The following is a 12465-nucleotide window of genomic DNA, read 5'->3' on the forward strand; positions in this document are numbered from 1 at the left end:
TACTGAATGTTTAAGTAACGCCACTTGTGAGGAGAGAAATATGAAAGGCAGTCAGAAAGTAATTGATAGTCTGAATGCATTGTTGGCTAATGAACTGGCCGCAATTGATCAGTACTTCATTCACTCTCGCATGTACGATGATTGGGGTTTAAACAAGCTTTATGAGCGTTTGAATCACGAAATGGAAGAAGAAACTCAGCACTCAGATTGGCTAATTAAGCGTATTTTGTTCTTGGAAGGCGTGCCTTGCATGACGAAACGACGTGATCTTTTGGTTGGGTCCGATGTTCGTTCAATGATGCAGAATGATCTAACACTTGAGCTAGAAGTCGTTAGCAGTGTCCGTGGTGCGATTAAAATCTGTGAAGAAGAAGGCGACTATCAAACTCGCGAGACGCTAGAAAAGCTTCTGTTTGATACCGAAGAAGATCATGTTTATTGGTTGGAGCAGCAGCTTGGCCTAATGGATAAGATTGGCATGCAGAACTACTACCAATCTCAGATGGGTAACTAGGAGCAGGCTATGAAAGGTGATCGCGACGTTGTTGCTAGTTTAAATAAGGTGTTGGCGAACGAGTTAGTAGGAATTAACCAATATTTCCTTCACGCTCGTATGTTTAAGGACTTTGGTTTTTCAGCTTTGGATAAAGCCGATTACAAAACCTCAATCCAAAAAATGAAAAACGCGGATCGTTTGATTGAGCGTATTTTATTTTTAGAAGGTTTGCCTAACCTTCAAGACTTAGGTCGACTTCGCATTGGTGAAAACAGCGAAGAAATGATTTCCGCGAATCTAGAATTTGAGTTGGGTACGGTTGGTGCAGTGAAAGCTGCCATTGAATTATGTGAGCAAAAGCTTGATTTTATGAGCCGTGATACCTTGGAAAATATTCTGGAAGAGCAAGAAGAGCAGATTGATTGGCTGGAAACGCAGCAACAATTGATTAAAACTTCAGGAATTGAAAACTATCTACAGTCTCAAATGTAATAAAACAAAGTAGCATCAAGCAACTTGAAATTGGCTATCGGCTATTTTGATGAGTTCTTGGTTCAGTACTTGTTTCGCGCACTGGCAGCACTTGCCACATTGACTACCAATGCTGTGCTCTTTGTACAGGGCACGCATGGTAGTCGCGCCATCTTGTATTGAAGCTTTGATGTCTTTGTCTGAGACTTTGTTACAAATACATACGTACATGAATGAAAATTACTCTCATTAGTGTTTATATGTTTTGATTTTATTTTTAATGTGAATGATTATCAACATTAAAATTCTTATTAACTTGAGAGTATTGATAGTTTTTTTGAAGTGAAAAAAATGGGAGGCCGATTGCCTCCCATTTTTTATGCAGATAAGACCGCTTTAGTGCTCTTTTTCTGCAATGTCGTTGAGTACTTTTAAGAAGGATTCTGGGTCATGTGCACCGTGTATCATGTATTTATCATTGATGACATAAGTTGGCACTGATTGGATGTCCATGCTGCGCAAATGCTTGAGCTTTTTTTCCGTTAAGGTTTTGGCTTCATCGCTCATCGCATAAGCAAGGTCGGTGTCTTTTAAACCCGACGCAAGAGCGATTTTTTCCAGTACGGCTTGCTGTCCTATGTTCTCGCCATGAGTGAAGTAAGCATGGAACAGCGCAAGCACATAAGGAGTGGCCAGACCTGCTTTGCTGGCCGCAAGGACAAACTGATGCGTTAGTTTGGTGTTAGGGATCTGGTCTTTCTCAGTAAAGTTAAATTCAATCCCAGCCTCTTTCCCCACATGTTGTAATGCGTGGCTCACTTCATTGAGTTTTTCCTGACTACCAAATTTTGATCCTAAGTAGCTTTCTCGATCCGCGCCGGATAATGGCATATCGGGGTGCAATTCGAATGGCTGCCAACGGATATCAATTTTGTAATCTTCACCAAGCTGATCGATGGCTTGTTTTAAACGGGAATAGCCTAGGTAACACCAAGGGCAAACGATGTCTGAAATAATGTCGATACGAAGATCGGCCATGAGTTCTCCTGAATGTAAACGTGTTAGTTAATGCTTAGGGCGAGGCATTGGCTGATCTCTGTATAGGATCGTCCGCTTTGCTGCTGCCAGTGGTTAAAAGCGTCCTGAGCGGCTTGCCAAGCCGATTGCGTGTCTTTTCCTGTGGTGATGATTTGATGATGGCGAAGATAGCCTTCTACGTCTTTTGTAAGTAAAAAAGTGTCTTTACCCATTGCTCGTAAGGTATAGGGACCAGTATTGCCACCTAAACGAGCTCCGTGCTTTTTAAGGTGTCGCCACAAACCAATAATGTTATCGCTAGGCCAATCGGCAATAAAGTGACTAAAAGAAGTGTACTTCTGTTGGCTGTCATGAATCATTAAAGCATTTTGACGGATTGTCATGACTTTTCCTAAATGCCGGATGATGCGCTGATCTTTAGCTTTTTCTTCCCACATTTCATCATGAATCAGAAGCATCTTTTCAATATCAAAATGGAAAAACACCTCTTCAAAATTGGACCATTTATTACGCACAACTTGCCAGCTAATACCAGATTGAAAGACTTTCTGACTAAAGGCGGATAACCAGCGATCATCCGTATGATTTTTTAATTCGTTACTAGCCAAGGGGCGAGACAATCTCTGTTCAAGGGCGCGTTCGCCACCATGTCGTTGGGCGGCACGCTGATAAATGTCTTCAAAGCGTTCGTAATGCATTAAGGTGTCCTATTTTCGAGCTATAACAAAGCCTGTGCGCTTGCTGCTCAAGGGGCGAGACAATCTCTGTTCAAGGGCGCGTTCGCCACCATGTCGTTGGGCGGCACGCTGATAAATGTCTTCAAAGCGTTCGTAATGCATTAAGGTGTCCTATTTTCGAGCTATAACAAAGCCTGTGCGCTTGCTGCTGGTGGCCTCTTTATTGGGCAAGTTTATCATAAGCTGAGTGGTAGATTTGGCAGAAGTTAAGGAGATTTAGTATTGAGAAAGAAGAGTTTGTTTTATAATGCGCGAAAATGATCGAATCGAGAGACATGGCATGACACATTTAAGCGTTAACCTGAACAAAATTGGTCTATTACGTAATTCCCGTGGGCGCAACTATCCAAACATGGTTGAAATGGCAGAACGTACCCTAACGTTAGGCGCCTTTGGTGTCACCATTCATCCACGACCAGATCAGCGTCATGCAACGTATCAAGATGCTTATGATTTAAAAGATTTGTTAAAACGTTTTCCATCTGCAGAGTTGAATATAGAAGGCTTTCCTGATGCCAAATTCTTAGAAGTGGTTGAGGAAGTGGTGCCACATCAATGCACATTGGTACCGGATGATCCAAATCAATTAACCTCAGACCATGGTTGGAATCTGGCTCGTGATCAAGATGCTTTGCGCCCTGTGATTGCAAAACTCAAGCAGAAAGGCATTCGAGTCGTGCTGTTTATGGACCCAGTAGCAGAAAACATGCAACTGGCGAAAGACATAGGGGCTGACCGGGTTGAATTGTATACCGAAGCCTATGCTAATGCTTATGGCACAGAAGGCGCGGAGGCGGTGCTGGCTCAATATCAGCAGGCGGCGCAAGCGGCGGTGATGGCCGGTTTGGGGGTGAACGCGGGCCACGATTTGGATCTGAATAACGTTGAAGCCTTGTGCGCGCCGGGTCATATTGCTGAAGTGTCAATTGGGCATGCTTTGACAGCAGAGGCATTGGACCTTGGTTGGGACCAGGTCGTACAAGCTTATCTGGCGAAGCTATCTTAGTTTGGTTGCTCATGTTAAGCCATGGGAGCCGCGTCGATGACGTCTAATAAACGTTCTGAGTGTGAGGTTTGTGGCTTCTTACAGTCACAATGTGTTTGCGCCTGGATACCCTTATTGACAAGTCGCTTGAAGATTTTGGTTGTACAAGATCGTAAAGAGGCATCACACGCAAAAAATACAGTCACGTTATTGCGTCTGGCTTTGCCATCAGTAGAGTGTATTGATAGTGATGATGTGTCGCGTTTGTCGCACTTAGATGTCAACACTTGGCGTGTGTTGTTTCCCGGTCAGGGGGCGACACCTGTTGAGTCGATTACTGAGGGTCAAAAAAGCCAAATAGAAGGGGTTATTTTGCTTGACGCTACTTGGCGAAAAGCAAAGAAATTGCTACTCAGTGAACCGCTTCTGCACGGTTTTAAAAGGTTGTCGTTTGAGCAACCACCTGTTGGGGCCTATGCCATTAGAAAGTCACCAAATGATCAGGCACTATCAACCTTGGAAGCGTGTGCTTATTGCATTGAACAGCTGTGTGCAGAAGATATGCAAGGTTTACGTGATTTTATGCAACAGGCTCATGCTTGGCAGTGGCGTCGACAACCAAAGCAACACCAACACCGTTAGGTGGTGGGCAGTCAATTTGAAATGAGGTGGAGAGATAAATCGTGGATAAGCAAACTGAAATTGAAGCGGCGGTATTGCGTCGTTTGTTAAAACACCTAGATGACAACAAAACAGTACAAAATATTGACTTAATGAATCTTGCAGGTTTTTGTCGAAACTGTTTGAGTAAGTGGTATATGGCAGAAGCTGAAAATCAAGGTGTTGAAGTAAGTTATGATGAAGCGCGTGAATATGTGTACGGTGAACCCTATGAGGCTTGGAAGGTGAAACATCAACCAAAGGCCACGGCCGAGCAATTAGCCGCTTTTGATGCTAAGTCTCAGTCTAAAAAATAGTTCACGCCAAAAAGGCCAGTATCGTCTTTGGCCTGGTCGAGTGTTTAATCGCAAGCTTTTATTCGGCTTGCTTTTGCTCGCATGTCTCATTTCTTCTTTTTATGTTTACGCTGAAATATCGGATAAATATCGCAAGCTTGCGAAACAAGCTGGCGAGGTTTATGGAGCTGATGCCGAAAAGCGGGTTCTGGCTTGGCGACGCTTAATCGATGAATCAAAAGATTTACCGATTGTTGATAAATTGGCCAAGGTAAATAATTTCTTCAATCAAATGGATTTTGTTGATGATATTGATCTGTGGGGCAAGGATGATTACTGGGCGACCCCCATTGAATTTTTAGGGATGCGGGCAGGCGACTGCGAAGACTTCACCATTGCAAAATACTTTACCTTGCGTGAGCTTGGGGTGGTGGATGATAAACTGCGTTTGGTATACGTCAAGGCGTTACGTTTAAATCAGCATCATATGGTGTTGGCGTATTATCACAAGCCTACTTCTGTTCCTGTGTTGCTGGATAATTTAGATAAAGAATTGAAGCCCGCGTCAAAACGCAACGACTTATTGCCCATATATTCGTTTAATGCTGAAAATCTTTGGCTTTCCAAAGAAAAAGGGCGTGGTGTCTTGGTTGGGGGCTCCTCGCGCCTAAGCTTGTGGACAGATTTAAATGATCGTTTAAACACGATTTCAAATTAGGAGAACTTGGATGACGCTGTTCCGCCAATTAATGTTAACCATAGTAGCCATTTTTTCAGTAATGCTGGCCGTGGTTATGGGGATCAACTTTGATACCACAAAGGGCTATTTAATCGGTCAGCTGGAATCGACAACTCAAGATACAGCGACCTCGTTAAGCATGTCGGTGTCTGACTTCATGGCATTTGAAGATTATGCGTCAGTAGAAAGCAGCATGAATGCGGTATTCGACAGTGGGTATTTCTCCGAAGTAAAAATCCATGTATACGCGACAGAAAAAGACTTAGTACGACATAATGAGACTCAAATTGAAGGCGTGCCAAGCTGGTTTATCCATTTGATCGATTTTAAAGTGCCGGTGGCAAAAGCCGTCATTTCTAGTGGTTGGAATGAGTTAGGGCAAGTCTATGTCACGGGCAGTGCTGGATACGGTTATCAGCAGCTATGGTTGGCTTCACGTCATATTTTATTGTCGTTTTTCATTATTGGTACTGTTACTTTGGTGCTGGGCAGCATCGCGTTGAGGTATTTGTTCCAACCGTTGGCTGAGTTGGAAAAACAAGCCGAAGCCATTCAACAGCGTCGTTTCATGAAGATGAAGAATGTGCCAAAAACACGAGAGCTAAAGTCGGTCGTGTTGTCGATGAATCGCATGGCAGAAAAATTGGAAAAGGAATTCGCTGCCGAGGTAGAAACCGCACAATGGCTACAAGCTAAAGCCTTTAAAGACCCTGTAAGTGGCTTAGGTAACCGCCACTTTTTTGAGAGTCAGATGAAGTCGCATTTTGCTGAACCGGAAAGAGGGATTGATGGTTTGGCACTGATTGGTTTGGCCGATTTAGGTAAATTGAATAACGAGCGAGGCTACGAGTCAGCGGATATGTTTATTCAAGCGGCGGCGGATATTCTACAGAAGAAAGTGGCGGCTATTTCGTCTTTTGCCACGCTGGCGCGGTTATCCGGCGCAGACTTTGTCTTATTGGTGCCGAACTTTGATCATGAGCAACTTAAACAGCTGGTGGACGCGCTGATGATGGCGCTCTTGGAGTTGAGTCAGGCGGATATCAGTTATTCTTCCTATGTGGGCAATATTGGCGCTGTCACCATTGATGGTCAGGTCAGTAAAGGCAGCGCTATGGCTCAGGCCGATGCGGCGCTTCGTGAAGCGAAGCGAGGGGGGGGAAATCGGGTTTCCGTGTATGACTTGAATACCAAGCAAGCCTTGTCAATTAACCGTTCTGAATGGAAAGGGATTCTTGAAAGTACCATTGCGAATAATGCCTTCAGTTTGAAGAAGCAAGCGGTGTATGAATTGGCTGAGCAAGACAAGATTTTGCATGAAGAGGTATTTATGGGCTTGAGTCATGCCGGTAAAGACTTTCATGCAGGCTTTTTTATTGGCTTAGCAGAGCAGTATCACCTTACCGCGCAAATTGATCAGGTCATTATCAAAAAAGTGTTGGGCGTGATTAATGGTAAAAAAGTCACTCAGCCATTAACCATCAATTTGTCTGGCTCTTCTCTTCAGGATGAGACATTTATCGCTTGGTTGGACAAAACCTTGTCACATCTTGATGATGCGGCACGCGCGTTATTGGTGTTTGAGATGTCAGAGCAAAGTGTGATTGCGGATGAGCAAGGGGCGCTGGCTTTGGCTAAGATTCTGAAAAATCGTGCCATCGTATTTGGAATAGATAATGTCGGGAAACAATTTTCAGCCTTTCAATATTTAAAAGTGCTGATGCCAAATTATGTGAAAGTCGATTCGTCTTATACACGTATGGCGGCAGGTAAAGAGTCAGAGTCTTTCTTCTTGCATAGCTTGTGTAAAATGTTTAACAGTTTGAACATTGAAGTGATTGCTACAGGCATTGAGAGTGAAAAGCAACTTAACGCATTGCAGCGATTTGATGTGCTAGGTGGGCAAGGTTTTGCATTAGGTCGTGCCGAATCAATGTAACGCTAACGTGGTAAAACCAAAGCAAATATCAGCAATGGTATGGAAGGCTTTTGTGATTGCGGTTTTGAGTGGATGACATCATCCCTTTTAAGCGTTAAGGGAAACAGGATGGTGATTAAATAAATGAATCACCATCTGGGTCGGTCAAACTGTCATTGTCTGAAATTAAGTCTTCATCTTGACTGTTATGAACGCCACGAACCCATTTACGACTTAGCAACTTCTTCTGAGCGGCTGTTGGTAGCTCGGTGAATTGAATGATTCGTTTCTCTGAAAGAAGGTCAATCAAATCCTCTAGTACACGCATCATGTCGCTATCAGAATTCGTCAACATTTCTTGCGTATTGTTGTGATCGTTCGCGGTGAATTTTTTCTCTAAAATTTTTGCAACAGACGGTTCATTAGGGGCTACTAATAGGCCGTATTCCTCTGATTGAGAGGTCGCAACGTCTATGATATCACCGTCTTCGTTAAGCTTTGCGTAGAGCATTTTAGTGTCCCGTGTTTGTATCAATTTGTAGTGGAGTGTTTTGATAACTTCCCATCTTAGCTGAGAACTACTATTCTAGTCTAAAACTTACATCCTGTTGGTTTTAAATTGTTTTTTTCGTTTACTTAGGAGAATTAGAGTATGTCTGGCTCGGACCGTTCAGAACAGAACTCTTCATCGTCCCATCAAGAAGAGCAGCGCCATTCGGACGATATGACAACGGACCACTCTGCTTCTACCGTGACAGAGAATGCCCCAGTAGATGAAACAGATAGGGAGAACCAAAAGCCGCAATGGCAAGCTAACGCCACATCGCTTGATTACCCTAATCCTCTATTAGATTGCCTCGTATTGTTAAGTCGTTATTTTAATAACCCTTATACCTCCGACGCCATTGCAGCAGGTCTGCCGATTACCGATGATTTAATGACCCCTGAATTGTTTTTACGGGCATCGAAACGAATTGGATTAAGTTCTCGGTTTGTAAAACGAAAGCTGTCTAAAATTCCTCATATGGTGTTGCCGACAGTGCTTTTGTTAGACGATCAACAAGCCTGTGTGCTGTTGGAAATTAACGATACAACAGGAATGGCAAAAATTTTACGTTCTGAATCTGGTGAGGGTGAAATTATTTTGCCAATAGTCGAATTACAGGCGTCTTATACGGGATACTGCTTTTTTGTCAGACCCGTCTATCAATTTGATAAACGTGCGCAAAAGTCAGATGACGCTCAGCAGAAAAAAGCCCATTGGTTTTGGGGAACTGTGCTTGGATCTTGGCGGATTTATCGTGATGTTTTTATCGCCTCACTTTTAATCAATATGTTTGCGGTTGCTAGCCCTTTGTTCGTGATGAATGTATACGATCGAGTGGTGCCGAATAATGCGTTTGATACTTTGTGGGTATTGGCTATTGGTGCTGCCGCCGTGTACTTTTTTGATTTTTTATTGCGCATGCTCAGAGCGTATTTTATCGACATCGCAGGAAAGAAATCGGACATTCTCATATCAGCTTCGATCTTTTCTAAAGTGAACAACATCACCATGGCGTCTCGGCCGAAATCGGTGGGGGCGTTTGCGAAGAATTTACAAGAGTTTGAAAGTATCCGTGATTTTATCACTTCTGCCTCCATTACGACTCTAGTAGACATTCCGTTTATGTTTTTGATCGTTGGGGTGATCTGGCTAATTGGTGGCCCAGTCGGCTACATTCCGATTATTACAATTGCGTTGATTTTGATCTACAGCATCATCATCCAAATACCCCTTAAACGTTCTATCGAAGAGAGCCAGAAAACCGCCTCGCAGAAAAACGCCGTCCTGATTGAGAGTTTATATAATGCTGAGAGTGTGAAATTAAATAACGCGGAAGGTGTTTTACAAAAACAATGGGAAAACGCGGTTGGCAATATCGCCGATTGGGGTGTTAAGACACGTCAACTGTCTCAGTCCACGTCGTCGTTTGCCATGGTGGCACAGCAACTGACCACCGTGGTGATCGTGATCGTTGGTGTGTACCAAATTTCAGAGGGCTTAATGAGCATGGGGGCGCTAGTCGCATCCGTAATGCTAACAGGGCGTGCTCTTGGTCCTATGACGCAAGTTGCCAGTTTAGCGACTCGCTACAATCAAGCTAAATCTGCGTTTTCTTCATTAAATGAGATCATGTCATCACCTGTAGAAAATCCAGAGGACACTAAGTTTGTGCATCGTCCTGTATTCAAAGGAGAGTTTCAATTTGATGCCGTTAATTTCTCTTACCCTGACCAAGATCAGGCGGCCGTGACTGACATTAATATTAATATCAGGGAAGGGGAAAAAGTGGCGATTATTGGACGTATTGGTTCCGGTAAATCGACATTGGGTAAGATGATGACAGGCTTGTATACGCCGAGCAGTGGAGCGATTCGTGTTGATGGCGTGGACCTTCGACAAATCAATCCAACTGATTTACGTCGCAATGTGGGCTCGGTATCGCAAGACGTCAACTTATTTTATGGTTCCATCAAAGACAATATCATCATGGGTGCGCCCTACATGGAAGACGATGCAATCATTCGAGCGGCTGAGCTATCGGGTGTGTCTGAGTTCGCGAATCGTCGTTCAAATGGTTTGGACAGTTTGGTCGGAGAACGAGGTGTCTTACTGTCTGGCGGCCAACGTCAGAGTATTGCGATTGCAAGGGCGTTGTTATTTGATCCGCCAGTGTTGATTTTGGATGAACCCACGGCCTCCATGGACAACACGACCGAAGCAAGAATGAAGCGACGTTTGATGGAAGGGTTAAAAGACAAGACCTTGATCCTGATTACTCACAAAGCGTCTATGCTCGACATGGTGGATCGCATCATCGTTATGGATAATGGCCGTTTAATTGCAGATGGTCCGAAAGCGCAAGTACACGAAGCGCTTCGTCAAGGCAAGCTGAAGGTAAGTTAATGATGAGTAAGCGTACAGTCTCACAAAGTGATTTAGGGTATTTATCAGATCGAAATGCCGCCTTGATGCTGAAAACACCAAAAGGTGGGCGCATCATTTTATGGGTGATTTTTATCTTTATTATGTCGGCTCTGGTTTGGGCTTATTACACCTCATTAGACGAAGTGACGGTCGGTGAGGGTAAAGTCATTCCTTCTAGTCAGGTTCAGCAAATTCAGAACTTGGAAGGGGGGATTTTAAAAGAAATTAACGCCAAAGTAGGTCAGGTGGTCAATGCTGGTCAGATCTTAATGACCATTGAGAATACGGAAGCCTTGTCTTCCCTGCGGGAACAGCAAGCTGAATTCATTAACTTGCAAGCTAGGGCTGCACGTTTACAAGGCGAGTCCTACGGCAGATCACCGGTATTTGATGAAGCGTTACGAAACGATTATCCGTCTGTGGTGAATCGCGAGATGGATCTGTATAAAAATCGTTCAGAATCATTGCGAACCAATCAAGTGGGTTTTGAACAGCAGATTGAGCAAAAGAGACAAGAAATTGTAGAAATGCAGGCGAAGCTTGATAACCTCAAGCAGAGCTATGAATTTTCAAAAGAAGAGTTAGCGTTAACGCGTCCCGCCTTCGAGCAGGGGGCTGTATCACGAGTCGAACTGCTTCAATTGGAACGAGAAGTGAATCAATTACAAGGGGATCTAGAAGCGACTCAGTTGGCGATTCCTCGTGCCCGTTCTGCGCTTAAAGAGGCGCAAAGTAAATTGGAAGAAAGTGTGGCGAAGTTTCGTGCGGATGCACAAGAAGAGCTAACCAATGTACGCAGTAAGTTGGATCAGATTCGCGAAGCGAGTGTGTCGTTAGAAGACAAGGTCTCTAGAACGCAAGTACGTTCACCGGTAAAGGGCATTGTTAAACAGATTCAAATTAATACGGTGGGTGGGGTAATTAAGCCGGGCATGAATATGATGGAAATCGTGCCGATTGAAGACTCCTTGTTGATCGAAGCTAAGGTACGCCCAGAAAATATTGGTTTTATTCAACCAGATTTACCCGCAGTGGTGAAACTGTCTGCTTATGATTTTGCGATTTTTGGTGGCTTGGACGGTACGGTGGAAAATATTAGCGCGGACACCATTCTTGATGAAGAAGGCAACAGTTTTTACCTAGTCCGAGTCAGAACGGATAAGAACTTTTTAGGGACGAAGGAAGCGCCGTTGCCAATTATTCCTGGCATGCAATCCAGTGTGGACATTATTACAGGGAAAAAGACCTTGTTAGATTATTTGTTGAAACCGATTTTGAAAGCCAAACAAAATGCATTGCGAGAGCGATAATTACAAAAAATTTAGCTTTCATGTCATTGTGATAACAAATGTTAACAACCCTGTCTTGTAAGCTAGATACAATGTTTACAGCTTAATAAACTGAACGAGATTGATTTTGAAAATTTTGTGTTGGAATACAGACGATGCCGTTTGGGAGCATTGGTTAAAAGTTGTCCCGCAGGGAGCAGAGCTTGTTCGAGTTGACAGCTTAGTGGCGTCCCGTCATGCGCTTCTTGAGTCTCAACAATCATTTCAATATTGTTTTGTGTACTTAGCGGATGATTCGTTTTCGAGTCAAGTCGAAGAGGTTGTGACGTTAAAATCAGAGTTTTCAAATCATAATATGGTGGTGTTTCCAAACCAAGCCAGTCAGCAAGCCGCGTTACGTCTATTCTCTATTGGTGTGAATGGTCAATGTGCCCCTTATATCGGGGAAGAGCAGTTGTCTCTGGTGATGTCAGTGATTGATTCGGGGGAGATTTGGGGTGGCAAAGCCTTTATACAACAATTAATTAGTCAGTCAGCGGAACAGGTCGATTCGCCTTCTCTGGAAATGGATGGTTTGTCTGAGCGCGAATTGGACGTAGTGCGTTATGTCGCAGAAGGATTTTCGAATAAGCAGGTGGCAACTGAGATGGCCATAACTGAAAGAACCGTGAAAGCGCACCTCACTTCTGTTTTCAAAAAAACAGATACTCGTGACCGTCTTGCGTTAGCATTGAAAGCAAAGCGTCACTTTTCAGTGCGCTAAAAATATACCTCCTAAAAATAGCGCACAGTTTTCGCGCTTCTCTATGAATTTGTGTCTCAAAACTCATTGAATGTCACCGTATTTGTCTTCGAATAGTCTTTG

Annotated in this window: 15 protein-coding genes; 10 read left to right on the forward strand and 5 right to left on the reverse strand. The window is 43.7% G+C overall.

What is annotated here, in order from left to right; translation table 11 throughout:
- The first annotated feature begins 40 nt into the window (after positions 1-40).
- Together bfr (OA79_RS03760) and bfr (OA79_RS03765) are read left to right on the forward strand one after the other, a co-directional pair.
- Entirely contained in the window at positions 41-514 is a 474-nt protein-coding gene (bfr, locus tag OA79_RS03760; RefSeq protein WP_063331879.1) for a bacterioferritin, read from the forward strand.
- 9 nt (positions 515-523) lie between these two features.
- A complete protein-coding gene (bfr, locus tag OA79_RS03765; protein ID WP_063331880.1) occupies positions 524-988 on the forward strand; it encodes a bacterioferritin in 465 nt (154 codons plus the stop codon).
- 15 nt (positions 989-1003) lie between these two features.
- Here the strand turns inward: bfr (OA79_RS03765) and OA79_RS03770 are convergent, their stop codons facing one another.
- The 4 genes from OA79_RS03770 to OA79_RS18520 all read right to left on the reverse strand — a co-directional run bounded on the left by OA79_RS03770 (position 1004) and on the right by OA79_RS18520 (position 2844).
- A complete protein-coding gene (locus OA79_RS03770; RefSeq protein ID WP_013795758.1) occupies positions 1004-1198 on the reverse strand; it encodes a (2Fe-2S)-binding protein in 195 nt (64 codons plus the stop codon).
- Between the two features lie 165 nt (positions 1199-1363).
- Positions 1364-2005: a DsbA family oxidoreductase gene (locus OA79_RS03775; RefSeq protein WP_063331881.1), complete on the reverse strand. Its 642-nt coding sequence runs from the start codon at positions 2003-2005 to the stop codon at positions 1364-1366.
- A 23-nt stretch (positions 2006-2028) separates the two neighbouring features.
- Entirely contained in the window at positions 2029-2703 is a 675-nt protein-coding gene (locus OA79_RS03780) for a DNA-3-methyladenine glycosylase I (protein WP_063331882.1), read from the reverse strand.
- A 9-nt stretch (positions 2704-2712) separates the two neighbouring features.
- Positions 2713-2844 carry a hypothetical protein gene (locus OA79_RS18520; RefSeq protein WP_269447813.1) on the reverse strand — a complete coding sequence of 44 codons (132 nt, stop codon included), beginning with the start codon at positions 2842-2844 and terminating at the stop codon, positions 2713-2715.
- Positions 2845-3022: 178 nt separating this feature from the next.
- On the opposite strand from OA79_RS18520, the gene OA79_RS03785 reads away from it, so the two are divergent.
- Genes OA79_RS03785 through OA79_RS03805 form a run of 5 tightly spaced genes read left to right on the forward strand, consistent with a single transcriptional unit; the run spans position 3023 to position 7361 of the window.
- Complete coding sequence (locus OA79_RS03785) at positions 3023-3748, forward strand: pyridoxine 5'-phosphate synthase (RefSeq protein ID WP_063331983.1); 726 nt, start codon at positions 3023-3025, stop codon at positions 3746-3748.
- Positions 3749-3784: 36 nt separating this feature from the next.
- Positions 3785-4369 carry a tRNA-uridine aminocarboxypropyltransferase gene (locus OA79_RS03790; RefSeq protein WP_063331883.1) on the forward strand — a complete coding sequence of 195 codons (585 nt, stop codon included), beginning with the start codon at positions 3785-3787 and terminating at the stop codon, positions 4367-4369.
- A gap of 41 nt (positions 4370-4410) precedes the next feature.
- Positions 4411-4704, forward strand: coding sequence for a DUF1244 domain-containing protein (locus OA79_RS03795; protein ID WP_063331884.1), 294 nt, complete (start codon positions 4411-4413; stop codon positions 4702-4704).
- Positions 4679-5401 carry a transglutaminase-like cysteine peptidase gene (locus OA79_RS03800; protein WP_156486211.1) on the forward strand — a complete coding sequence of 241 codons (723 nt, stop codon included), beginning with the start codon at positions 4679-4681 and terminating at the stop codon, positions 5399-5401. Before OA79_RS03795 ends, OA79_RS03800 begins: the two co-directional genes overlap by 26 nt.
- A 10-nt stretch (positions 5402-5411) precedes the next feature.
- The gene (locus OA79_RS03805) at positions 5412-7361 is read left to right on the forward strand and encodes a bifunctional diguanylate cyclase/phosphodiesterase (protein ID WP_063331885.1); all 1950 of its coding nucleotides are present in this window, start codon (positions 5412-5414) and stop codon (positions 7359-7361) included.
- A 115-nt stretch (positions 7362-7476) separates the two neighbouring features.
- Here OA79_RS03805 and OA79_RS03810 read toward each other — a convergent pair whose 3' ends face one another.
- Positions 7477-7851 carry a hypothetical protein gene (locus tag OA79_RS03810; RefSeq protein WP_063331886.1) on the reverse strand — a complete coding sequence of 125 codons (375 nt, stop codon included), beginning with the start codon at positions 7849-7851 and terminating at the stop codon, positions 7477-7479.
- A gap of 141 nt (positions 7852-7992) precedes the next feature.
- Between OA79_RS03810 and OA79_RS03815 the strand changes: the two genes are divergently transcribed.
- The 3 genes from OA79_RS03815 (at position 7993) to OA79_RS03825 (ending at position 12363) form a co-directional block, all read left to right on the forward strand.
- Positions 7993-10290 (forward strand): type I secretion system permease/ATPase, encoded by a 2298-nt coding sequence (locus OA79_RS03815; RefSeq protein ID WP_063331887.1) that lies wholly within the window; start codon positions 7993-7995, stop codon positions 10288-10290.
- The gene (locus OA79_RS03820; protein ID WP_231908793.1) at positions 10290-11621 is read left to right on the forward strand and encodes an HlyD family type I secretion periplasmic adaptor subunit; all 1332 of its coding nucleotides are present in this window, start codon (positions 10290-10292) and stop codon (positions 11619-11621) included. Before OA79_RS03815 ends, OA79_RS03820 begins: the two co-directional genes overlap by 1 nt.
- A gap of 106 nt (positions 11622-11727) precedes the next feature.
- Entirely contained in the window at positions 11728-12363 is a 636-nt protein-coding gene (locus OA79_RS03825) for a response regulator transcription factor (RefSeq protein WP_063331986.1), read from the forward strand.
- The last annotated feature ends 102 nt before the right edge of the window (positions 12364-12465 follow it).

It is taken from the genome of Marinomonas sp. TW1 (assembly GCF_001625355.1).
Lineage (GTDB): Bacteria > Pseudomonadota > Gammaproteobacteria > Pseudomonadales > Marinomonadaceae > Marinomonas.